General features: G+C 70.3%; 19 protein-coding genes. 10 read left to right on the top strand and 9 right to left on the bottom strand.

From position 1 onward, the window contains the following. Positions 1 to 5: 5 nt before the first annotated feature. Together ACTXG6_RS45955 and ACTXG6_RS45950 are read left to right on the top strand one after the other, a co-directional pair. Complete coding sequence (locus ACTXG6_RS45955) at positions 6 to 698, top strand: carboxymuconolactone decarboxylase family protein (RefSeq protein WP_445185584.1); 693 nt, start codon at positions 6 to 8, stop codon at positions 696 to 698. Beyond that, positions 677 to 1,279, top strand: coding sequence for a TetR/AcrR family transcriptional regulator (locus tag ACTXG6_RS45950; protein ID WP_445185583.1), 603 nt, complete (start codon positions 677 to 679; stop codon positions 1,277 to 1,279). The genes ACTXG6_RS45955 and ACTXG6_RS45950 overlap by 22 nt, the downstream gene beginning before the upstream one ends. A gap of 324 nt (positions 1,280 to 1,603) precedes the next feature. Here the strand turns inward: ACTXG6_RS45950 and ACTXG6_RS45945 are convergent, their stop codons facing one another. Together ACTXG6_RS45945 and ACTXG6_RS45940 are read right to left on the bottom strand one after the other, a co-directional pair. Then, positions 1,604 to 2,359, bottom strand: a complete 756-nt coding sequence (locus ACTXG6_RS45945) for an alpha/beta fold hydrolase (RefSeq protein ID WP_445185582.1) — start codon at positions 2,357 to 2,359, stop codon at positions 1,604 to 1,606. A 67-nt stretch (positions 2,360 to 2,426) separates the two neighbouring features. After that, the gene (locus tag ACTXG6_RS45940) at positions 2,427 to 3,533 is read right to left on the bottom strand and encodes a cation diffusion facilitator family transporter (protein ID WP_445185581.1); all 1,107 of its coding nucleotides are present in this window, start codon (positions 3,531 to 3,533) and stop codon (positions 2,427 to 2,429) included. 150 nt (positions 3,534 to 3,683) lie between these two features. On the opposite strand from ACTXG6_RS45940, the gene ACTXG6_RS45935 reads away from it, so the two are divergent. From ACTXG6_RS45935 to ACTXG6_RS45900, 8 genes are all read left to right on the top strand, one after another. After that, positions 3,684 to 4,028, top strand: coding sequence for an ArsR/SmtB family transcription factor (locus ACTXG6_RS45935; protein ID WP_445185580.1), 345 nt, complete (start codon positions 3,684 to 3,686; stop codon positions 4,026 to 4,028). A 217-nt stretch (positions 4,029 to 4,245) separates the two neighbouring features. After that, a complete protein-coding gene (locus tag ACTXG6_RS45930) occupies positions 4,246 to 4,488 on the top strand; it encodes a hypothetical protein (protein WP_445185579.1) in 243 nt (80 codons plus the stop codon). A gap of 141 nt (positions 4,489 to 4,629) precedes the next feature. After that, positions 4,630 to 6,321 carry a histidine kinase gene (locus tag ACTXG6_RS45925; RefSeq protein WP_445185578.1) on the top strand — a complete coding sequence of 564 codons (1,692 nt, stop codon included), beginning with the start codon at positions 4,630 to 4,632 and terminating at the stop codon, positions 6,319 to 6,321. A gap of 18 nt (positions 6,322 to 6,339) precedes the next feature. Beyond that, positions 6,340 to 6,666, top strand: coding sequence for an NIPSNAP family protein (locus ACTXG6_RS45920; protein ID WP_445185577.1), 327 nt, complete (start codon positions 6,340 to 6,342; stop codon positions 6,664 to 6,666). Beyond that, positions 6,663 to 7,427, top strand: coding sequence for a tyrosine-protein phosphatase (locus ACTXG6_RS45915; protein ID WP_445185576.1), 765 nt, complete (start codon positions 6,663 to 6,665; stop codon positions 7,425 to 7,427). The genes ACTXG6_RS45920 and ACTXG6_RS45915 overlap by 4 nt, the downstream gene beginning before the upstream one ends. A 77-nt stretch (positions 7,428 to 7,504) precedes the next feature. Continuing rightward, on the top strand, positions 7,505 to 8,719 hold the full coding sequence (locus ACTXG6_RS45910; protein ID WP_445185575.1) for an acyl-CoA dehydrogenase family protein: 1,215 nt from the start codon (positions 7,505 to 7,507) through the stop codon (positions 8,717 to 8,719). A gap of 11 nt (positions 8,720 to 8,730) precedes the next feature. Then, positions 8,731 to 9,780 (top strand): acyl-CoA dehydrogenase family protein, encoded by a 1,050-nt coding sequence (locus tag ACTXG6_RS45905; RefSeq protein WP_445185574.1) that lies wholly within the window; start codon positions 8,731 to 8,733, stop codon positions 9,778 to 9,780. Positions 9,781 to 10,204: 424 nt separating this feature from the next. Continuing rightward, on the top strand, positions 10,205 to 10,759 hold the full coding sequence (locus ACTXG6_RS45900) for a DUF2087 domain-containing protein (protein ID WP_445185573.1): 555 nt from the start codon (positions 10,205 to 10,207) through the stop codon (positions 10,757 to 10,759). Between the two features lie 23 nt (positions 10,760 to 10,782). Here ACTXG6_RS45900 and ACTXG6_RS45895 read toward each other — a convergent pair whose 3' ends face one another. Genes ACTXG6_RS45895 through ACTXG6_RS45865 form a run of 7 tightly spaced genes read right to left on the bottom strand, consistent with a single transcriptional unit; the run spans position 10,783 to position 22,519 of the window. Continuing rightward, positions 10,783 to 12,462 carry an ABC transporter family substrate-binding protein gene (locus tag ACTXG6_RS45895; RefSeq protein ID WP_445185572.1) on the bottom strand — a complete coding sequence of 560 codons (1,680 nt, stop codon included), beginning with the start codon at positions 12,460 to 12,462 and terminating at the stop codon, positions 10,783 to 10,785. 31 nt (positions 12,463 to 12,493) lie between these two features. Further along, entirely contained in the window at positions 12,494 to 14,170 is a 1,677-nt protein-coding gene (locus tag ACTXG6_RS45890) for an ABC transporter family substrate-binding protein (protein WP_445185571.1), read from the bottom strand. Positions 14,171 to 14,177: 7 nt separating this feature from the next. After that, positions 14,178 to 15,842, bottom strand: coding sequence for an ABC transporter family substrate-binding protein (locus ACTXG6_RS45885; RefSeq protein ID WP_445185570.1), 1,665 nt, complete (start codon positions 15,840 to 15,842; stop codon positions 14,178 to 14,180). Continuing rightward, entirely contained in the window at positions 15,839 to 17,512 is a 1,674-nt protein-coding gene (locus ACTXG6_RS45880) for an ABC transporter family substrate-binding protein (RefSeq protein ID WP_445185569.1), read from the bottom strand. The genes ACTXG6_RS45885 and ACTXG6_RS45880 overlap by 4 nt, the downstream gene beginning before the upstream one ends. Beyond that, positions 17,509 to 19,167, bottom strand: a complete 1,659-nt coding sequence (locus ACTXG6_RS45875; protein ID WP_445185568.1) for an ABC transporter family substrate-binding protein — start codon at positions 19,165 to 19,167, stop codon at positions 17,509 to 17,511. Before ACTXG6_RS45875 ends, ACTXG6_RS45880 begins: the two co-directional genes overlap by 4 nt. Then, positions 19,164 to 20,855, bottom strand: coding sequence for an ABC transporter family substrate-binding protein (locus tag ACTXG6_RS45870; RefSeq protein WP_445185567.1), 1,692 nt, complete (start codon positions 20,853 to 20,855; stop codon positions 19,164 to 19,166). Before ACTXG6_RS45870 ends, ACTXG6_RS45875 begins: the two co-directional genes overlap by 4 nt. Continuing rightward, positions 20,852 to 22,519 (bottom strand): ABC transporter family substrate-binding protein, encoded by a 1,668-nt coding sequence (locus tag ACTXG6_RS45865; RefSeq protein WP_445185566.1) that lies wholly within the window; start codon positions 22,517 to 22,519, stop codon positions 20,852 to 20,854. The genes ACTXG6_RS45870 and ACTXG6_RS45865 overlap by 4 nt, the downstream gene beginning before the upstream one ends. Positions 22,520 to 22,525 lie beyond the last annotated feature (6 nt).

The raw sequence follows: 22,525 nt of genomic DNA, 5'->3' as shown, positions 1-22,525 counted from the left end.
TTGCCATGACGAACGACCGAGGGTTCCTGCCGAAAGCGCGCCGGGAGGAGCTGGACGAGCGACTGCGCCAACGGCTGGACCGGTGGTATGCCAACGCCTACGAGGACGACAACCTGTTCCTCACGCTGGCCCGGCGCCCCGGCGTGCTCGATGCCACCTGGGGCTTCATCCGCTACATCTACGGCGGCGGGTCGCTGATCGAGCCGGAGCTCTTCGAGCTGGTGCGCAAGAAGCTCGCGTACAACAACCGGTGCCTGCACTGCAGCGCGGTCACCTCGCGCGCCGCGCTGGCGGGGGACGCCACAGCGGGGGAGGGGGCTGCCGTGCTGGAGAAGCTGTTCGACTACGAGCGCTCGGACCTGCCCGCGCGGACCAAGGCGGCGCTGGCCTTCGCCGACCGGCTCCGCGGTGAGCACACGGGGTTCGACGACACGGAGTACCAGCGGCTGCGCGAACACTTCAGCGACGACGAGATCCTGGACCTCGGCATGACCATCGGGTTCGCCATCGGCTGGCAGCGTTTCAACACCGCGATGGAGATCCTGCCGGACAGTTGGCGGGACGGCTCCCCGCTGCCCTGGCAGCCGATGCTGGCCGTGGACAACACCGTGGACAACACCGTGGACAACACCGTGGACAACACCGTGGACAGCACCGGAGTGGACACCGGAGCGAGATGCCCCGAGCACAGCAGCTGACCCGCAAGGGGCAGGCCACCCGCCAGCGGCTGCTGGACATCGCCCGCGACGAGCTCGCCGGTCACGGGTCGATCGAGATCGCCGCCGTCGCCGAGCGCGCGGGCGTCGCGCCGAGCGTGCTGTACCGCTACTTCCAGGGCAAGGACGGGCTGGTCGAGGCGGTGGTGCACGACTTCTGGGACCAGTACTCCGCCGAGGTCTTCGACGCCCCGGTCGACGGGGAGCTGCCGTGGCTGGAGCGCGAGGTGCTCCGGCTGCGGCGCGAGGTCCACTTCCTCTACACCCACCCACTGGGCCGGTCGGTGGCCACCGGGCTGCTGCACGAGGCCGCCGCGACCAGGGCCGGCGCCATCCGGCAGCGCGAGCAGGCGCACGCGGCCGCCCGCAACATCCGGCACGGCCAGCGCACCGGGCAGCTCGACCCGGCCATCGACGCCGGGCTCGCCGGTGCGGCGATCATCGGCGCGCTGCACGCGATGTTGGCCGAGGCGCTCGGCCGGGACCCGGCACCGCCGGAGCACCTGGTGGTGGATGCCGCCGCCCGGCTCGGCCGGGCGCTGCTGCCCGCCCCGCCGTCCTAGGGAGCGTCCGACCGAACGTGGGCCCGGGCGACCACGGGAGAGTTCGCGACGCCGTTGGGTAACCAGAACGGGTTGACCGAGCGACTCGATCGGGTATTCGGCGTGGCGCGGCTAGGTCAGCGGCCTACGCGGGGTGAAGATGTTTTCGAGCTGCCGGCCGAGCGTGGACGCGAAGGATGACGCGTCGCGGCTGTGTCAAGAGCGCGCACCGGCCGGCAGCCTTGCTTTGATAACGAAGTCGGCGCGGGCGAGGTTACGGCCTGCTCGCCGTGACCTCGGTACCCCCGCTGGGTCAGGCTCCGTCACCAGGCCGTCACCAGGCCGTCAGCTGATCGACGCCCAGAACCGGGTGAGTACCTCGGCGCCCTTGGCCGGGTCCTGCACCATCCACCAGTGCCCGAGCCCCTCCAGCTCCTCGAACTGGGCGCCGGCTCTGGCGGCGGCCCGGCGGCGAATCGCGTCGGCGCCGACGAAGTGGTCCTCGGTGGCGCTCAACGCGAGCCCCGGCGTCTTCGCGGCCTCCGGCAGCCCCTCGGCGAACTGGTCGAGCACCGCCCTCGGCGCCGAGCGGTACAGCGCGAGGATGGCGCGGCCCATCTCCGGACCCTGCGCCGCGGCCACCGGCTCGGCCACCTCCGGGCTGAAACCCAGCCCGACGAGCCGCTCGGCACGCTCGCTGAGCGAACCACCCATCATGGTGTCGACCAGCTCCTCGCCTGCCCCCGGTTGGACCCAGACCTGCGCCAGGTCGTGCCAGACGTACTCCGGGTCGAAGAGCCCGATCACATCGGTGGCCCAGCTGCGCAGCAGGTCGGGGCGGGCCATCGCGACGTTCACCACGTGCCCGCCGCCCCAGTCGTGCCCGACCAGGTCGACCGGCGCGTCGAACTTCTCCAGCTCGGCGATCAGCCAGTCCCGGTACTCGGTGACGGTGGCACCGAACCCCTCGGGCAGCGGCGCGCCGAACCCCGGCGGGGACAGGCAGACCACGTCGTCGCGCCCCAGCTCGCCGAGCGCGGCGACCAGTGGGCCCCACACCGCGTCGCTCTCCGGGTTCCCATGTACCAGCACCACAGTCATACCGATCATCGTGGCACGACTCGTGAGTGGCGAGTGGTCCGATAGGACCACTCACCAGTCACGGGGGTCAGCGGTGGTGGGCGAGCGTGTTGTGGGCGGCGGCGGCCAGGGCGGCCGGTTCGACGTGCACCACGGCGTTGGTCAGCCGGGGTACCGCGTGCACCAGGGCGTGTTCGACGTCGTGGGCCAGCCGGTGGGCCTGTTCGACGGTGAGTTCCGGGTCCACCCCGGCGGCCAGCTCGGCGTGCAGCTCGTGGCCGATCCAGCGCATCCGCAGCTGGTCCGTGGTGCGCACGCCGGGCACCGCCGCCGCGGCTCGCTGGGCCAGCGCGACGGCGGCCGGGTCCACCGCGTCCATCAGCCGGCGCAGCACGTCCCTGGCGGCGTCCCTGGCCACTAGCAGGATCATCACCGCAATGGCCAGCCCGATCAGCGGGTCGGCGACCGGGAACCCCAGCGCCACGCCGATCGCGCCGGCCAGCACCGCGAGCGAGGTGAACCCGTCGGTGCGGGCGTGCACACCGTCGGCGACCAGCGCGGCCGAGCCGATCCGGCGGCCCACCCCGATCCGCAGCCGGGCCACCGCCTCGTTGCCGGCGAACCCGAGCAGCCCGGCGGCCGCGACCACCCAGAGGTGGGTGATCGGCTGCGGATGCAGCAGTCGGTGGATCGCCTGGTAGCCGGCCAGCACGGCGGACGTCCCGATCACCAGTACGACGACCACCCCGGCCAGGTCCTCGGCCCGGCCGAGGCCGTAGGTGTAGCGGCGGCTCGCCGGCCGGCGGCCCAGCCAGAACGCGGCCGCCAGCGGTACGGCGGTGAGTGCGTCGGCCGCGTTGTGGATGGTGTCGCCGAGCAGTGCGACCGAGCCGGACACGGCCACCACGGCGAGCTGCCCGACCGCCGTCACCGCGAGCACCGCGAAGGACCACGCCACGGTGCGCAACCCGAGCGTGCTGGTGCGCAGCGCGGTGTCTATCCGGTCCACCGTGTCGTGGCTGTGCGGGGTGAGTGCATGGCTGATTCGGGCCCATCGGGCGGGTCGACGACGGGCGCTGCCTGGCTCATCGTGCCCGTGCCCGTGCCCGTGCCCGTGCCCGTGCCCGTGGCTCGGCGCCGCGTGATCGTTCGGCGCCGCGTGATCGTGCACGGTCGGCGGCTGTTCGTGTTCCATCCGTGCTCCGTCCGCCGGTCCTGCTTGCATCGTGCAGCCTCGCCGGCCAATATGCAACCATGCGCGCGCACAAGCACATGGCATCCGCCACAGCCTTGCCACAGCCAGGCGGTGTCGGTGCCGGTGTGGGAGGCGCGGGGGGACGTTGCCGTGGGTGACGCCGCCGACGATCCGGATGGCGCGGTGCTGCTGACGGCCGCCGAGCTGCTCGCCCAGCTCGCCGACCCCACGCGGCTGCAACTGGTCCGGCTCCTCGGCACCGAGGAGCAGGACGTGACCACCCTGACCGGCCAGGTCAGCGCCTCGCGGTCCTCGGTCTCCCAGCACCTCGGACGACTGCGGCTGGCCGGGTTGGTGGCGGCCCGGCGGGACGGGCGGCGAATGCTCTATCGGGTGACAAGCGGTCATCTGGTCGAGTTGGCCGACCAGGCCTTCGACCTCGCAGAGCATTTTGTTCAGGCTGTTCCCCGTCATCACGACCAGCCATCCGTGTGAAGTTGCGAACCACTTGCCGTAGCAGTCGTTAACCTCGGTAACTAACACCACACGAGTGGAGTGGGTCGTGGTTCGTTCTTTTGGTTCTGTTGCGGCTGTCGCTGCTGCCGCCCTCGCGCTGATGATCGGGTTTCTCGCCTTCAGCGCCCACTCCAAGCATGACGCCGACAGGCCGCCGGCTGGATCGCAGGCCGCCGGGCCGACCGGTGGGAGACTCGTGAACCAGCAGGCCCCCGCCGGCCCGGCGGAGCTGGCCGCGTCCCAGGCCCGCGCCAACGAGTTTCCCCAGTCGGCGCCGGCGCCGGCGCCCCAGAGCTCCGCGAACTTCGTGACCTTCGGTGGCAGCAGCGGCGGTCAGGCCGCCGCGAGTAGTTCGGCGGCATCCTGCTCGCCGGGGTTGATCGCCTCCGTGGTGGGCCTGGTCGGCGCGCTGCTGGGTGGTGGCGGCGCCTCCTGTTGACGCCGTCACCGCGACCGGCGTGACCAGGGTGCTGGCCGCCGCGGTGACCTCGATCCCGCGCGCACTCGCGCGCGGGATCACTGCCTGAGTCGGGTCTGAACCGGGGGGTTGGAGCGGACCGTCGGCGGTTACCCTCATCGCGTGGAGGGGAGCAGCCTGCCGGACCCGTCGACGCACCCGATCCGGCCGATGCTCGCCACCGAGGGAGCCATGCCGGCCGGCTCGGCTTGGGCTTTCGAGTTCGTCTGGGACGGGCTGCGCGCGGTGGCCTACCTGCGCCCGGGACGCACCCGGCTGCTCAGCGGCACGGACCGCCAGATCACCTCCAGCTACCCCGAGCTGGCCGCGCTGTCCGCGCTGGCCGAGGCGCACGGCCCGCTGGTGCTGGACGGCAAGATCGTCGCACTGGACCAGCTGGGCCGGCCGAACGTGATGCCGTTGCGCCAGCGGATGAACAACTCGAACCCCTCCGTGGTGCTGCTGAACCGGGCGCCGGTCAAGTTCTACCTGCTCGACGTGCTGTACCTGCACGGCCGGTCCACCCTCGAGCTGCCGTACCAGCGGCGCCGCGAACTGCTCGCCGAGCTGGATGTCAGCGCGCTGCCCGCCGAACTGCCGCCGTACTTCCTGGACACCGACGGACAGACCGTGCTGCACGCCGGTGAGCAGCACGGCCTCGCCGGCGTAGTGGCCAAGCGGCTGGACTCCCGCTATCAGCCCGGCCGGCGCTCCCGGGCGTGGGTGGAGACCCTGCCCCGGCACGCCCAACGCGTGGTGATCGGCGGCTGGCAGCCCAGCGGCTGGGCCGGCGGCGAGCGCAACGGCGAGTCGGCGGCCGGGGAGCGGACCGGAACCGCGCCGGCGGACGAACGGGTCGGGTCGTTGCTGGTGGGGGTGCCCGGCCCGACGGGGCTGCGCTTCGTAGGCCGGATCAGCATCGGGCTGGACGCCGCCGCCCGCCGCGAGCTGGCCGGTCGCATCGATGGCCTCGGCCAGCCGGACTGCCCGTTCGCCCTACCCCGCCCGGACGACATCCGGGGCGCGCGCTGGTTGTCGCCCAAGCTGGTCGGCGAGATCTCCTACCGGCGCTGGGAGACGGACGGTCGACTGCGCAACGCCAGCTGGCTGGGCCTGCGCCTGGACGAGCACCCGGCGAGTGTGCGCGGGCCGGTGGTGCTCACCGCCGCCCCGGACGCCGCGCTGCCGGCCGCCGGAACACCGGCGCCCTCGGCTGAGCTGTCCGCGCTGGACGAGGCTGTCCGGCTGGCCCAGGCCGAGACGCGGGCGCTGCGTGCCCAGATCTCACCGCACTTCGTCTACAACGCGCTGACCACCATCGCGTCCTACGTGCGCACCGACCCGTCCCGGGCCCGCGAGCTGCTGCTGGAGTTCGCCGAGTACACCCGCTACTCGTTCCGCCGCGGCGCGGAGTCCACCACGCTGGGCGACGAGCTGGCGAACGCGGACCGGTACCTGGCACTGGAGGCGGCCCGGTTCGGCGACCGGCTGCGGGTCAAGCGGGACGTGGCGGTCGAGCTGAAGGATGTGGCGCTGCCGTTCCTGACCGTGCAGCCGCTGGTGGAGAACGCGGTCCGGCACGGCATCGAGGGCACCCCGCGCGGCGGCACGGTGACGATCACGGCGGCCCAGGTCGGCCCGGACTGTGTGCTCACGGTGTCCGACGACGGGCTCGGCATGGACCCGGTACGGCTGACCGACGCGGTGACCGACGTGCGCGAGCGGCTGCGCGCCGCCCCCGGCCCGGCGGCCGCGCTCGAGGTGGTCACCGCTCCCGAGGTAGGGACCACGATCACCCTGCGGCTGCCCCGTTAGCGCGGCAGACTGGAGGCCGTGATTCATGAGATCCGTGAGTACGTCACGGTCCCCGGCAGGATGCCGGCCCTGGTCCGCCGGTTCAACGAGCACACCTTCGGCTTCTTCGAGAAGCACGGCATGGAGCTGACCTTCATCGCGCTCACCGAGGTGGGCGAGAACTCCAACAACGAGCTGGTCTACGGCCTGCGCTTCGAGGACTACGCGGACCTGGAGCGCAAATGGGCGGCGTTCCAGAGTGACCCCGAATGGCAGCGGGCCCGCGCGGACAGCGAGCAGGACGGGCCGATCGTGGCCCAGATCCGGCGCCGCATCCTCAACCCGAGCCGCTTCGAGGGCGCATGAGTGAGCGTGCGAGCGAGTCATGGGCGGTCGGTACGAGCACCGAGACGCCCCGCTGGGTGGTCCTGGAGGGCTGCGAGAACGTCCGTGACCTGGGCGGACTGCCCTTGCGCGACGGCGGCCGCACCCGGTTCGGCCAGGTGCTGCGCAGCGCCAGGCTGCACGAGCTGACCGACGCCGATGTGCGCTTTCTCACTGAGGACTTCGGCCTGCGCACCGTGATCGACCTGCGCTCGCCGCGTGAGGTCGAGAAGGACGGTCCGACGCCGCTGGAACGGGCCGGGGTGCGCACCGAACACCTCACCGTGCTGCCGGCGGGCCAGCGCCCGATCCCCCGGGAGGACGAGGACCCGAAGCTGTTCAACTACCGCGGCTACCTCGCGCACCGGCCGGAGAACATGACGGCCGCCGTCCGGGTGCTCACCGAGGCCGACGCCGGGCCGACACTGGTGCACTGCGCCGCGGGCAAGGATCGCACCGGGGTGTTCTGCGCACTGGTGGAGGACGCCGTCGGGGTGACCCGGGACGCGGTGGTGCACGACTACGCGATGTCCAACGAGCGGCTGATGGCGGTGCTGAGCCGGGGCGTCGGCAGTGAGTACGACATCGACCCGGCAGACATCGAGCTGTACCGCTGCCCGCCCGAGCTGATGGAGGCGGTGTTCGCCGACCTGGACCCGGACGGCGCCGCGGTCGGCTGGCTGCGCCGGCACGGGCTGGCCGACGGTGAGCTGGACCGGCTGCGGGCCCGCTTGATCGACTGAGCCGCCTGAGCCTGGTGGGGTGATCTGGGCGCTCCGCAGGCACAAGTTACCGACGGGTATGCCAAGCTGGCCGGAGGATGTCCGGCACTCGCAGGGAGGCGCGGCGCATGGACCTGACCTACACGGCCGACGAAGAGCGGTTCCGCGATGAGCTGCGCGGCTGGCTGCGCGCGCACATCCCGGAGGAGTGGACCAAGCCCGGGTTCTGGGGGTCGCTGCCCTCGACCGAGAGCTTCGAGCTGCGCCGCGACTGGGAGCGGGACAAGGCGCTCGCCGGGTTCGCCGGCATCCAGTGGCCGACCGAGTACGGCGGCCGCGGCGGCACCCCCGGGATGAAGGCCATCTACGACGAGGAGATGGTGCTCGCCCGCGCCCCGCAGACGGTCAACGCACTCGGGCTGACCTTCCTGGCGCCCACCGTGATGGCCATCGGCACCGATGCGCAGCGCAAGGAGATCATCGGGCCGCTGCTGCGCAACGAGGTGATCTGGTGCCAGGGCTTCTCCGAGCCCGGCGCCGGCTCCGACCTGGCCGCGCTGTCCACCAAGGGTGTCCGGGACGGCGACGGTGACGACGCGGACTTCGTGGTCAACGGCCAGAAGGTGTGGACCACGAACGCAGTGCACGGGGACAAGATCTTCGCCATGGTGCGCACCGAGCCGGGCTCGGAGAAGCACCGCGGTATCTCCATGCTGCTCATCGACATGCACCAGCCCGGTGTGGAAGCGCGCCCCCTCAAGCAGATGAGTGGGGCCAGCGAGTTCGGCGAGGTGTTCTTCACCGACGCGCGGGTCTCCGCCGCCGACTGCCTCGGCGAGTTGGGCGACGGCTGGCGCACGGCGATGCTGCTGCTGTCCTTCGAGCGCGGTGCCTCCGGCATGTCCCAGTACACCGAGTTCCGCCGGCAGTACGACGAGATCGTGGCCGTCGCGCGGGCGCTGGGCCGCGATCAGGACCCGGTGCTGCGGGACAAGCTCGCCCGGGTGCTGGCCGAGCTGGAGTGCCTGCGCTACCACGCGATGTACGTGCTGACCCAGGTCGAGCAGGGCCGCGACCTCGGCTTCGAGGCGTCCATGACGAAGCTGCAGTGGTCGGAGACCTTCCAGGACCTGTGGGAGGTGTTCGACGACGTGCTCGGTCCGGACGCCACCCTGCGCGAACCGATACCCGGGCTGGACCTGGCCGCGATGCACGCCCAGGCGATGTGGTCCCGGTCGGTCACCATCTGGGGTGGCTCCTCGCAGGTGCAGCGCACGATCGTGGCCGAGCGTGTGCTCGGCCTGCCGCGGTAAGGGGATTCGCGATGTTCTTCGCATTGACCGATGACCAGCGGGACTTCGGTGCCGCCGTGCGCGACTTCCTGGCCGGCAAGTTCGACACCGAAGCGGTCCGGGCCGTCGTCGAGGACCCCGACGGGGACGGGCTCCCCGCCACTCTGTGGCAGGCGATGGGGGAGCAGGGTTGGCTCGCCGCGCTGGTGCCCGAGGAGTACGACGGGCTCGGGCTCGGTCTGGTGGAGGCGCAGGTGATCGCCCGCGAGCTGGGCGCCGGCGTCGCACCGGGGCCGTGGCGGGGCACCGTGCTTGCCGCCGAGGCGATCCGGTTGGCCGGTTCGAAGAGCCAACAGCAGCAGTGGCTGCCCAAGCTGGGCGCCGGTGAGGTGGTCGGCGCACTCGCGCTGCGCGGCTCCACCGAGGACGGCTGGCCGGGGGTGGAGTACGCCGGGTCGGCCGACCTGCTCGTGGTGGCCGACGCGTTCGGGCTGCGACTGCTGCGGGCCGACGAGGTGAGCACCCGGCGGCTGGACAGCTTCGACGGCACCACCCGGTTGGCCACCGTGACACTGGCCGACGGCGTCGGGGAGCCGCTGCCCGGCGGGTCCGTCGAGGTGCACGCGCAGCTGGCCGCGCGGGCCGCCGTGCTCATCGCCGCCGACCTCGTCGGGGGTGCCCGCGAGGCGCTGACCCGCACTGTGGCCTACGACCGGGAGCGCAAGCAGTTCGGGGTGCCGGTCGGCTCGTTCCAGGCGATCAAGCACACGATGGCTGACCTGCACGTGGGCGTGACCATGGCGGAGCACGCCGTGCTCTACGCGGCGCACGCGCTGGACACCGGCGCCGGCGGCGGGACGACGCTGGACGACGCGGCGGCACTGGCCGTCGCGGTCGCCAAGTCCAAGGCCAGCGACGCCGCGCAGCTGGTGACCGGCGCGATGATCCAGTACCACGGCGGCATCGGCTACACCTGGGAGCACGAGGCGCACTTCTTCTACAAGCGCGCCAAGCGCCTCGCCGGCACCGCGGGAACCGCCGCCGAGCACCGGGAACGCATCGCCGCCCTCACCATCGGCTGACCCGCCGCCCTGGCCGCCCCCCCGCCGCGTCACCGCACACAGCTCGGTACCGCCGCACACAGGATGGGCAATGTGTGCCGCGGTACCGCAATGTGTGCGGTGGTACCGGAGGCGTACGGCGGTCCTGCTGAGCGCCCCCGCGCACTGACCGCTCGCGCGCACCGGCCGCCCCCGCGCACCCGTGAGCGGCTCGCGGCGGCTTGTTACCCAGCTGCACACCAGGCAGGTTCGCGGCGCCCCGAACCTGCCTCCGGTGCAGCTCGGTAACCACCGGCAGGGGCGTCCGCGCCCGTGCAGCCCGGCCGGTGCAGCTCGGTAACCACCGGCAGGGGCGTCCGCGCCCGTGTAGCCCGGCCGGTGCAGCTCGGTAACCGTCGGCAGGGGCGTCCGCGCCCGTGCGGCCCGGCCGGTAGCCTCGGTCGGCGTGGAACCCGCTGAGCTGGTTGGCCTGCTCGCCGAGCCGGAGCGGCTGCGGGTGGTCGCCGCGATGGTGCTGGGTGCCCGTACGCACGCCCAGATCGCCGAGCGGTCCGGGCTGGACCCGAAGGCGGTCGCCGCCGCGCTGCGCCGGCTGCACACCGGCGGGCTGATCGAGGACGCCCCGGGCGGCTATGTGCTGCGCACCGCGCTGTTCAAGGAGGCCGCGCGGGCCGCCGCGCCGGCGCCGGCCGACGAGCCGTACGGCTACGTCGATCCGAAGGTCGAGTGGCTGGTGCGCGCGTTCGTCCGGAACGGTCGCCTGATCGGACTGCCGGCGCAGCGCGGCCGCCGCCGGATCGTGCTGGAGCACCTGGTCAGCACGTTCGAACCGGGCGTCCGCTACCCCGAGCGCGAGGTCGACGCGATGCTGCGCGCCTGGACCGACGACAGCCCGGTGGACTACGTCACGGTGCGCCGCTACCTGGTCGACGAGAGCCTGCTGGACCGGGACGGTGGTGAGTACTGGCGTTCCGGCGGCTGGCTGGACAGCGCACAGTAGGAGCGCCAACACCGCCAGGACACTCAGGACTGGGTGAAGCCGGCGTGCACGAAGTCCCAGTCGCCGAGGCCCTTGGCGCCGAAGTTGGCCACCGTGGCGCGTACCGCGAACGCCCCGGTCTGCGGGTACAGCGGGACGTCGTGCACCTCCTCCCAGATCACCCGGTCGGCCTGGTTGCCGATGTCGGCGCGCTTGGCGTCGTCCAGCTCGGCCAGCCCCTGGGCGAACAGCGCGCCGATCCGGGGGTCGTAGATCCGGCCGAAGTTGTTGCCGATGTCGGTGCCCTTCGTCTCCTGGTAGTTGCCGACGCTGTTGGAGAAGGGCACCGAGGTCTGTATCCACTGGAAGCTGGTCAGGTCGAAGTTGCCCACGTTCACGAAGTTCGAGAAGAACTGCCCGGTGGGCACCGCGTCGATCTCGACCTGCACGCCGATCTGGGCGAGCTGGTCCAAGGTCGTCTTCGAGACCGCGTCGGAGATCGGGTTGCCGGCCGGCACCACGAACCGCGGCCGCAGCGGTTGGCCGTTCTTCGCCCGCACCCCGCCGGGGGCCGACCGGGTCCAGCCCAGTGCGTCCAGCTCCCGGTTCGCCGCCGCCTGGTCGTAGGCCAGGACATCGGAGTTGTCCCGGTAGTCCTTCGAGCCGACCGGGTAGATGTGGTTCCCCATCGGCACCGCGGTCGGCACGATCCCGCCGATCAGCCGCCGCGCGATGGCCGCCCGGTCGATGCCCTTCGCGATGGCCAGGCGCAACTTCAGGTCGGCGAGGATCGCGCCCGGTGCGCCGTTGAACGTGATGTGGCTGAACTGCTTCGGTGTCGCCTGGCGGACCTGCACGCCGGGGATGCCCTGCGCGCGGCGGAACAGGTCGATGCTCGAGCCGATCTCGTAGAGGTCGATCTCGTTGTTGGCCAGTCGGTCGGCGAGCGCGTTCCGGTCGGTGACGGTGAAGATCACCCGGTCCAGCCGGGGCCGGTCGCCCCACCAGCGTTCGTTGCGCACCATGGTGATGGTCTTCGCGGTCTGGTCGACGGTCCCGACCTTGAACGGGCCCGCGGTGATCTGTGGCTGGCTGATCCAACCGGTGTTGAACGCCTCCGGGGTGGCGTCGGTCTCCTTCGGGTAGAGCCCGTAGAACAGCCCCTGCCACTCCGCGAAGGTCTTCCGGAACGTGACCACCACGTCCTTGTCGGTGGCACCGCGCTCAACCTTGGCGATGTCCTGGTAGCCGCTCTTGTCGGCGATCAGGTACGCCGGGTTGGCGCCGCTGTTCGCGGTGACCTGGGCGGCGAAGTCCTCCCAGGTGATCGGCCGCCCGGTGGACCAGACCGCGCGGTCGTTGATGTGGTATCGCACCACCTGCGGCGACGGTGAGACCAGTTCGGCCGACGTCACGAAGTCGGTGTCGAGCACCACGCCGCCGTCCGGGGCGTCCTTGAACGCCCGGGGCATCAGCGGAGACAGCACTTCGTGGGTCTGCCCCTCGTGCCCGTCGATGGTGTTGTAGTTGTAGTTGGTCGGCAGGTTGTCCAGTGGGATCCGCAGGTCACCCCCGTCGCGCAGGGTGGCAGGGTCGTGCGGGTTGATGTCCTGGTTGCCGCGCTGCGGGGCGACCAGCCGGGCGCCGCCATCCCCGCCGCCGCAACCGGCCAGCAGCAGCGCGGCGGCCACCACCAGCAACGCGGCGACCACCACCAGCGACACCGCCAGCACCCGATCCTGGCGGTCGGCCGCGTCACTGGGTGAACCCGGCGTGCACGAAGTCGAAGTCCCCGAGGCCCTTGGCGCCGAAGTTGGCCACGGTGGCACGTACCGCCCACGCGCCGGTGCCCGGGTAGATCGGGATGTCGTGCACCTCCTCCCAGATCACCCGGTCGACCTGGTTGCCGATGTCGGCGCGCTTGGCGTCGTCCAGCTCGGCGAGACCCTGCGCGTACAGGGCGCCGATCCGCGGGTCGTAGATCCGGCCGAAGTTGATGCCGAGGTCGGTGCCCTTGGGCTCCTGGAAGACGTTCACGCTGTTGGAGAACGCCGCCGAGCTGCTCACGTACTGGTAGGGGGCCAGGTCGAAGTTGCCGGTGTTGACGAAGCCGGAGAAGAACTGGTTCACCGGCACCGCGTTGATCACCAGCTGCACCCCGACCTGGGCGAGCTGGTTCAACGTCACCTTGGCGACGGCGTCCGAGATCGGGTTGCCGGCCGGGACGACGATCCGCAGGGACAGCTGCTTGCCGCCCTTCGCGCGCACCCCGCCGGCCGCCGGCCGGGCCCAGCCCAGTGCGTCCAGCTCCCGGTTGGCCTCGGCCTGGTCGTAGGGCAGCACGTCGGAGTTGTCCCGGTAGTCCTTCGCGCCGTACGGGTAGATGTGGTTCCCCATCGGCACCACCTTGGGCACGATCGGCCCGATCACCTTCTGGGCGATCTCGGCCCGGTCAATGCCCCGTGCGACCGCCTGACGCAGCTTCAGGTCGGACAGGATCGCTCCCGGCGAGCCGTTGAGGGTGATCTGGGTGAACTGCTTCGGGGTGGCTTCGCGCACCTGTACGCCGGGGATGGTCTGGGCGCGGCGGAACAGGTCCACGCTGGAGCCGATCTCGTAGAGGTCGATCTCGTTGTTGGCCAGTCGGTCGGCGAGGGCGTTCCGGTCGGTGACGGTGAAGATCACCCGGGCCAGTCGGGGCTGCTCGCCCCACCAGCGCTCGTTGCGGACCAGCGTCAGGGTCTTCGCGGTCTGGTCGAGGGTGCCCACCTTGAACGGCCCGGCGGTGACCTGCGGCGACTGCACCCAGCCGGTGTTGAAGGCCTTCGGGTCGCTGTCCGTCTCCTTCGGGTACAGGCCGTAGAACAGCCCCTGCCACTCGGAGAACGGCCTGGCGAAGGTGACCAGCACGTCCTTTTCGCTCGCCCCGCGCTCCACCTTGGCGATGTCGCGGTAGCCGGTCGTGTCGCCGACCAGGTAGGCCGGGTTCGCGCCGCTGTTGGCGGTGACCTGGGCGGCGAAGTCGTCCCAGGTGATCGACCGCCCGGTGGACCACACCGCGCGGTCGTTGATGTGGTAGTGCACCACCTGCGGCGACGGTGAGACCAGTTCGGCCGACGTCACGAAGTCGGTGTCGAGCACCACGCCGCCGTCCGGTGCGTCCTTGAACGCCCGGGGCATCAGCGCGGACATCACCTCGTGCGTCTGTTCCTCGTGCCCGTCGATGTGGCTGTAGTTGTAGTTCACCGGCAGGTTGTCCAGCGGGATCCGCAGGTCACCGCCGTCGCGCAGGGTGGCAGGGTCGTGCGGGTTGATGTCCTGGTTGCCCGGCGGCGGGGTCGCCAGCCGGGCGCCGCCACCCCCGCCGCCGCAACCGGCCAGCAGCAGTGCCGCCGCGACGGTCACCAGCCCGATCTTGCCCCGCCGCGTCACAGTGCCCTCACTTCACGAACCCCGCGTTGATGTAGTCGACATCGGCGAGACCGGAGGCCCCGAAGTTGGCGAGATTCGAGCGCACGGCGACCGCGCCGGGTCGGGCGTAGAACACCACGCTGTGCGCCTCCCGCCAGATCTCCTGATCGATCCGGTTGCCGATCTCGGCCCGTTTGGCGTCGTCCAGCTCGGCGTTGCCCTGGAGGTAGAGCGCGTCGATCTCCGGCGTGCCGACCCGCCCGTAGTTCTCCCGCACGGTGTCGCCGACCGGGCTGCCGTAGATCTCCGTCGAGCTGCTCAGCGGGCTGGCGGTACCACCCCAGGAGAACAGCGCCAGGTCGAAGTTGCCCGCGGTGATGTTCGGGAACAGCTCAGCCGGCGGCAGTGGTTGCAGTACGACCGAAACGCCGAGCTGGGCCAACTGGTTCTGCACCGACTTGGCGATGTCCTGGTTGGTGGGCACGGCGCCGCCGTAGACCAGCCGCAGGCTCAGCGGTCGCCCGCTCTTCTGGCGGGTGGCGCCGTTCCGGGCCCAGCCGAGTGAGTCGAGGACCTGCTGCGCATGTGCCGGGTCGTAGGGCAACGCCCCGGAGTTGTCCCGGTAGTCCTTGGTGCCGGGCGGGTAGAGGTGGTTGCCGTTCGGCCGCGCGGACGGCTCGATCGGGCCCAGCATCTGCCGGGTGACGGCCGCGCGGTCGATGCCCTGAGCGATCGCCTGACGCAGCGCCAGCTCGGCCAGCGGCGAGCCGGTCGCTCCGTTCAGGGTGATCTGGGTGTAGTAGCGGGACGGCGCGTCGCGGACCGCGGCGCCCGGCGTGGACTGGGCCCGCCGGAGCAGGTTCACGTCCGAGCCGATCTCGTAGTAGTCGATCTCGTTGTTGGCCAGGGCGTCCGGCAGCGCCGCCGGGTCGTACTGCTTGAGGATGACCCGGTCCAGCTTCGCCGGCGTGCCCCACCACTTCGGGTCGCGCTTGAGCGTGATCGTCTTCGCGGTCGGGTCGATCGAGTCGATGGTGAACGGGCCGGCGGTGACCGCCATGGACGTCTTCCAGGCCGAGTTGAACGCCGCCGGTGTCGAGGTCAGCGAGGCGGGGAAGAACGGGTTGAACAGGTTCTGCCACTCCGCGTACGGCTTGCGGTACGTGATCACGGCCTGCTTGTCGTCGACGCCGCGGGTGACCGAGGAGATGTCGTCGTAGCCGGTGGTGCCGGAGGTCTGGTACGCCGGGTCGCTGCCGTTGGAGGAGTGCCAGTAGGCCTCGAAGTCCCGCCAGGAGAACGGGGTGCCGTCGCTCCAGGTGGCCTTCGGGTTGATCGTGTAGGTGACGACCTGCGGCGACGTGGAGGTGATCGCGGCGGAGGTGAAGTAGTCCGTGTTCAGCGTGAGCCCGCCGTCCGCGGTGCCGGTGAACGGGGCGGGCAGCATCGCGCCGGACAGGGTCACGATGTCGCTGTTGGTGCCGTCGACCTGGTTGTAGTTGTAGTTGTTCGGGAAGATGTCCAAGGGCAGCCGCAGGTCGCCGCCGTCGCGCACCCGGTCCCGGGGCTGCGGGTTGACGTCGATATTGCCGATGGCCTTGTTCTGGGGATTCGCCGCGCCGCCACCCCCGCCGCAACCGGCGACCACCACGGCGACCGCGACCGCCAGCAGCGCCAGACGCCGGCCCCTCACTTCACGAACCCCGCGTTGATGTAGTCCCAGTCGGCGAAGCCGAAGGCGCCGAAGTTGGCCAGGTTGCTCCGCACCGCGACCGCGCCGGGGCGGGGGTAGAGGATCACGCTGTGGGCCTCCTGCCAGATGAGCCGGTCTACCTGGTCGCCGATCGCCGCGCGCTTGGTGTCGTCCAGCTCCGCGGTGCCCTGGGCGAACAGCTTGTCGATCTCCGGGCTGCCGATCCGGCCGTAGTTCTGCCGGACGTTGGAGCCCAGCGGAAGTCCGTAGATGCCGAATGACGAGCTGAACGGGCTGGACGTGCTCTGCCAGCCGAACAGCGCCATGTCGAAGTTGCCCGGCGTGATGTAGGTGGGGAAGAACTGGTTGCCGTCCACCCCGTTGAGCACGACGGTGACGCCGATCTGGGCCAGCTCGTTCTGCACGGTGACGGCGAGGTCCTGAACGGCGGGATCCTGCCCGTACACCAGGCGCAGGCTCAGCGGCTTGCCGTTCTTGACCCGGGTAGCGGTTGGGCCGGTGCCCTGGCGTACCCAGCCGAGTGAGTCCAGAACCTGCTGGGCGTGCGCGGGATCGTAGGGCAGTACGCCGGAGTTGTCCCGGTACTCCTTGGATCCTGGCGCATACAGGTGGCTGCCGTCCGGTTGGGCGTTGGGCACGATCTGCCCGATGATCTGGCGGACGATCTCCTGCCGGTTGATGCCCTGCGCGATCGCCTGCCGCAGCGGCAGGTCCGCCAGCGGTGAGCCGGTACCCCCGTTGAAGGTGACGTTGAACGACTGCCGGCTCGGGGCGTTGCGCACCACTCCGCCCGGGGTGCGCTGCGCCCGGCGGAACAGGTCGAGGTTGCCGCCGATCTCGTAGTAGTCGAGCTCGTTGTTGGCCAGCGCATCCGCCTCGGCGGCCGAGTCGTAGACCCGGAAGATGATGCGGTCCAGCTTGGCGGGGGTGCCCCACCATTTCGGGTCCCTGGCAAGGGTGATCGTCTGGCTTGTCTGGTCGATGGACTGCACGGTGAACGGCCCGGCGGTGACGGGGATGCTGGTCTTCCAACCGGTGTTGAACGCCGTGGGGGTCGAGGTGAGCGACGTCGGCTCGAGCGGGGTGAACAGGTTCTTCCACTCCCCGTAGGGCTTGGCGAAGGTCACGACGACCTGCTTGTCGTCAATTCCCCTTGTCACTGAGCCAATCGAGTCGTAGCCCGTCGTACCGGCCACCTGGTAGGCCGGATTGGTGCCGTTCTGTGCCTGCCAGTACGCCTGGAAGTCCCGCCAGGTGATCGGTGTGCCGTCGGTCCAGGCCGCCTTCGGATTGATGGTGTACGTGACCACCTGTGGCGAGGTGGAGGTGACGACCGCCGAGGTGAGGTAGTCGGTGTTGACCCGCGACCCGCCGTCCGCGGTACCGACGAACATCGACGGCAGGATCGCCCCGACGATGTTGCCCATGTCGACGTTGGACCCGTCCACCTCGTTGATGTTGAAGTTGCTCGGGAACAGCGACATCGGCAGCCGCAGGTTTCCGCCGTCGCGCACGTTGTCCCGAGGCTGCGCGTTGATGTCGATGCTGCCCAGTGCCTGGCTCTGGGAACTCACGGTCCCGCCGCCGCCGCCACATCCGGTCAGCACGATCGCTCCGACGGCCAGCAGTGCGATGAGACGAACTCTCACTTCACGAACCCCGCGTCGATGTAGTCGCGGTCGGCGAAGCCGCGGGCGCCGAAGTTGGCCAGATTGGACCGGACCGCGACGACGCCCGGGACGGCGAACAGGACCGCGCTGTGCCCTTCCTGCCAGATCAACCGGTCGATCTCGTTGCCGAGGGCCGCACGTTTCGTGTCGTCCAGCTCACCCAGGCCCTGGGCGATCAGGGCATCGATCTGTGGGCTGCCGATGCGGCCGTAGTTCTGCTGGACGTTGTTGCCCAAGGGTTGCTCATAGATTCCCGCCCCGTCGCTGAGCGGGCTGGGTGTCGATCCCCAACCGAGCAGCGCCAGGTCGAAGTTGCCCCGGTTGACATAGGTGGGGAAGAACTGGCTCGGGTCGACCTGGTTGAGCTCGACGGTGACGCCGATCTGGGCCAGTTCGTTCTGCACGGTCTTGGCCATCTCGGTGTTCGACGGGTCCTGCGCGTACATCAGGCGCAGGCTCAGCGGCTTGCCGGCCTTGGCGCGGGGTGCGTTCGGACCAGGGCGGGTCCAGCCCAGCGAGTCGAGCACCTGCTGGGCGTGCGCGGGGTCGTAGGGCAGGGCGGCAGAGTTGTCCTCGTACTCCTTCTCTCCGGGGGCGTAGAAATGGTTGCCGTCCGGCTGGGCGTTGGGCACGACCTGCCCGAGCTGGCGCTGGGTGATCTCCTGCCGGTTGATGCTTTGGGCGACGGCCTGGCGCAGCCGGAGGTCGGCCAGCGGCGACCCGGCGCCCCCGTTGAGCGTGACGTTGAACGAGGTGCGCCCGGGCGCGCTGCGGATCACCACGCCCGGTGTCTGCTGGGCCCGGCGCAGCAGGTCGAGCTGGCTCGCCCCGATGATGTCCAGCTCGTTGTTGGCCAGAGCGTCGGCCAGTGCCGACGTGTCGTAGTACTGGAAGATGACGCGGTCGAGCTTGGCCGGGGTGCCCCACCACTTCGGGTTGCGGGCCAGCGTCACGGTCTTGTGGGTCTGGTCGATGGACTGCACGCTGAACGGACCGGCGGTCACCGGCATCGTGGTCCTCCACGACGTGTTGAACGTCGCCGGGCTGGCGTTCAACGAGGCCGGGGTGAGCGGCGTGAACAGGGTCTTCCACTCGCCGTAGGGTTTGTCGAAGGTCACCACGGCCTGTTTGTCGTCGGTACCCCGGGACACCGACCTGATGTCGGAGTAACCGTTCGTGCCGGCGACCTGGTAGGCCGGGTTCGTCCCGTTCAATGCCTGCCAGTACACCTGGAAGTCCCGCCAGGTGATGGGGCTGCCGTCACTCCAGACGGCCTTCGGGTTGATCGTGTAGGTGATCACCTGCGGCGCGGTCGAGGTGACGTCCGCCGAGGTCAGGTAGTCGCTGTTCAGAGCGGTACCACCGTCGGCGGTGCCGTTGAACGTCCTGGGCAGTACCGCTTCGTCGATGGCGCCAAGGTCGACGCCCGGTCCGTCCACCTCGTTGTAGTTGAAGTTGCTCGGCAGCGTCTGCATCGGGATCCGCAGGTCGCCGCCGTCCCGCACGTTGTCGCGGGGTTGTGGGTTGATGTCGGTACTGCCCAGCGCCTTGGTCGGCGGGGCACCCCCGCCACCGCCACATGCGGTGAGCGCGAGCGCTCCGACGGCCAGCAGTGCCACGGCACGAACTCTCACTTCACGAACCCCGCGTTGATGTAGTCGATGTCGGCGAAACCCGGCGCGCCGAAATTGGCCAGCGTCGAGCGGACGGCGTAGGCGCCGGTGCTGGGGTAGAGCGGCAGGTGGTGCACCTCCTGCCAGATCAGCTGGTCGATCTGGTTGCCGAGGTCCGCGCGCTTGGCGTCGTCCAGCTCCCGGATGCCCTGGTCGAACAGTGCACTGATCCGGGGGTCGTAGATCCGCCCGTAGTTCTGCTGCACGTCGTTGCCCCGTGGCTGGGCGTAAAGGCTCTGACTGGCGCTGAACGGGCTGGCGGTGGTCTGCCAGACGAAGCCGATCAGGTCGAAGTCCCCGGACTTGATCGCATCGTTCTTCTGCCGCAGGTCGAGCCGGGACGGGTTCGTGCCGACGCCGATCTGGCCGAGCTGGTCCGCCACGGTGCGGTCGATCAGGTCGCCGATCGGGTTGGAGGCGTCGCCGACCTGGCGCAGCTGCAGCGGCTTGCCGTCCTTGACCCGTACCGCGTTCGGGCTCGGTCGCACCCAGCCGAGCGCATCGAGCTCGCGGTTCGCCGCCGCCTGGTCGAAGGCGACGACGCCGGCGTTCGGCCGGTAGTACATGGAGCCGTAGGGGTAGATGTGGTTGTCCAGCGTGGTCACCTTCGGCACGATCTGCCCGATCAGCCGCCGGGCGAGGGCCAGCCTGTCGATGCCCTTGGCGACGGCCTGGCGCAGCCGTACGTCGGCCAGGACGGCGCCGGGTGCACCGTTGAACGTGATGTGGTTGTACGGCCGCTCCGGCGACTCCCGAACCGACGCGCCGGGCACCGACTGGGCGCGGCGCAGCAGGTCGACACTGGAGCCGATCTGATAGAAGTCGATCTCGTTGTTGGCCAGGCCGTCGGCCAGCGCGTTGCGTTCGTAGACCCGGAAGATGATCTGGTCCAGCTTCGCCGGCGTGCCCCACCACTTCGGGTCGCGGCGCAGTGTCACCGTCTTGCCGGTGAGGTCGATCGACCCCAGCGCGAACGGGCCCGCGGTGATCGGGATCTTGTTGATCCAGCCGCTGTTGAACATCCCGGGGTCGGTGTTGGTGGAGATCGGGTAGAGCGGGCTGAACAGGCCCTGCCACTCCGCGAAGATCCGCGCGAAGGTGACGACGACCTGTCTGTCGTCGGTCCCCCTTGCCACCGAGGCGATGTCTTCGTAGCCGGTCTTGCTGGCGATCTGGAACGCGGGGTTCGTTCCGTTGAGGGCCTTCCACTGGGCCTCGAAGTCGCGCCAGGTGATCGGCGAGCCGTCGCTCCAGGTCGCCTTCGGGTTGATCGCGAACGTGACGATCTGCGGCGCGGACGAGGTGAGCACTGCCGAGGTGAGGAAGTCGGGATTCACTCCGATGCCGCCGTCGGCCGTGCCGGTGAACAGGGAAGGCAGCACTGCCGACAGCATGTTGAGGCCGATGATGTCGGCGCCGTCGAACTGGTTGTTGTTGAAGTTCGACGGCACGTAGTCGATCGGCCAGCGCAGGTTGCCGCCGTCGCGGATCTGGTCGCGAGGCTTCGGGTTGATGTCGTTGTGCCCGGCGCCCGCCCCCGGGTTCTGCAGCTGCCCTCCCGAACCGCCGCCGCAGGCGGCCAGCAGGGCGGCACCGGCGAGCAGGGCGCTGCCCTGCAGCAGGTGCCGGCGGCTGAGGAGCTCGCTCACTTCAGGTACCCCGCGTCGATGTAGTCGATGTCGGCGAACCCGGGTGCGCCGAAGTTCGCCAGCGTGGACCGCACCGCGTACGCGCCGGTGGCCGGGTAGAGCGGCAGGTGGTGCACCTCCTGCCAGATGAGCCGGTCGGCCTGGTTGCCGAGGTCGGCGCGCCTGGTGTCGTTCAGCTCCCGTAGCCCCTGCTCGAACAGCGCGCTGACCTGCGGGTCGTAGATCCGCCCGTAGTTCTGCTGCACGTCGTCGCCCCTCGGCTCGGCGTAGAGCCCCTGGGTGCCGCTGAACGGGGTGCTGGTGTTCTGCCAGGCGAACGTGACCAGGTCGAAGTTGCCGGTCTTGTACTGGCTGCTGGCCTGCTGGATCGGCACCGGCTGGATGATCACGGTGACCCCGAGCTGGGCCAGTTGGTCGAGCACGGTCCGGTCGATCTGCTGCCCGATCGGGTTGGGCGTCGCTTCCAACAGCCGCAGCCGCAGCGGCTGGCCGTTGCGGCTGCGCATCGCGTCGGGGGAGGCCCGCACCCAGCCGAGCGTGTCCAGCTCGCGGTTGGCCGCGCCCCGGTCGTAGGGCAGCTCGCCGGAGTTGTCCCGGTAGTCCTTGGAGCCGTAGGCGTAGATGTGGTTGCCCAGCTGGGTCACGTTGGGCACGATCGCACCGACCATCCGGCGGGCGATCGCGGTGCGGTCGATGCCCTTGGCGATGGCCTGGCGCAGCTTCAGGTCGGACAGGACCGCGCCGGGCGCGCCGTTGAAGGTGATCTGGTTGTACTGCCGTTCGGCGGACTGCCGGATCGCCGCCCCGGGCACCGACTGGGCGCGCTTGAGCAGGTCCACGCTGGACCCGATGGGGTAGAAGTCGATCTCGTTGTTGGCCAGCGCGTCGGCCGTCGCGGTGCGCTCGAAGACCTTGAAGATGATCCGGTCCAGTTTGGCCGGCCGACCCCACCACTTCGGGTTCCGGCGCAGCGTCACGGTCTTCGCGGTCGGGTCGATCGCGTCGAGTGCGAACGGACCGGCGGTGACCGGGATCTTGTTGATCCAGCCCGTGTTGAACAGCGTCGGGTCGGCGTTGGTCGAGGCCGGGTACAGCGGGCTGAACAGGGACTCCCACTCCGCGAACATGCGGGCGAAGGTGACCACGACGTGGTGGTCGTCGGTACCGGGCGCGACCGAGGCGATGTCCTCGTAGCCGGTGCGGCTGGAGATCAGGTAGGCCGGGTTGGTGGCGTTGAGCGCCTTCCACTGGGCTTCGAAGTCGCGCCAGGTGATCGGTTTGCCGTCACTCCAGGTTGCCTTCGGGTTGAGCGCGTAGGTGACGACCTGCGGTACGGCCGAGGTGAGGTCCGCCGCGGTGAGGAAGTCGGCATTCCGGGCCGTGCCGCCGTCCGCGGTGTCGGTGTACAGCACCGGCAGCACCGCGTCGGTGATCTGCTTCGTCTGCACCTGGCTGCCGGAGAACTGGTTGCGGTTGAAGTTGTCCGGCAGCGAGTCGATCGGCCAGCGCAGGTCGCCGCCGTCGCGCAGCTGGTCCGCCGGCCTGGGGTTGACGTCGTTCGCGCCGGTCGCGGCCGGTGTCGGTGCGGGGCCGCCGCCGCTGCTCGAGCAACCTGCCAGCGTGACCGTCAGACCGGTTGTCAGCACGCACAACAACGCGGCCACCCACGA

The organism is Pseudonocardia sp. Cha107L01 (genome assembly GCF_052566575.1).
Note: the sequence above shows the minus strand (reverse complement) of the source record. Positions and strands in the feature narration are given on the sequence as shown.

What these genes read in the sequence shown, in the direction of transcription:
- ACTXG6_RS45955 (WP_445185584.1), top strand. Translation starts at nt 6, where the DNA reads ATGACGAACGACCGAGGGTTCCTGCCGAAAGCGCGCCGGGAGGAGCTG.
- ACTXG6_RS45950 (WP_445185583.1), top strand. Translation starts at nt 677, where the DNA reads ATGCCCCGAGCACAGCAGCTGACCCGCAAGGGGCAGGCCACCCGCCAG.
- ACTXG6_RS45945 (WP_445185582.1), bottom strand. Translation starts at nt 2,359, where the DNA reads ATGACTGTGGTGCTGGTACATGGGAACCCGGAGAGCGACGCGGTGTGG.
- ACTXG6_RS45940 (WP_445185581.1), bottom strand. Translation starts at nt 3,533, where the DNA reads ATGGAACACGAACAGCCGCCGACCGTGCACGATCACGCGGCGCCGAAC.
- ACTXG6_RS45915 (WP_445185576.1), top strand. Translation starts at nt 6,663, where the DNA reads ATGAGTGAGCGTGCGAGCGAGTCATGGGCGGTCGGTACGAGCACCGAG.
- ACTXG6_RS45910 (WP_445185575.1), top strand. Translation starts at nt 7,505, where the DNA reads ATGTCCGGCACTCGCAGGGAGGCGCGGCGCATGGACCTGACCTACACG.
- ACTXG6_RS45905 (WP_445185574.1), top strand. Translation starts at nt 8,731, where the DNA reads ATGTTCTTCGCATTGACCGATGACCAGCGGGACTTCGGTGCCGCCGTG.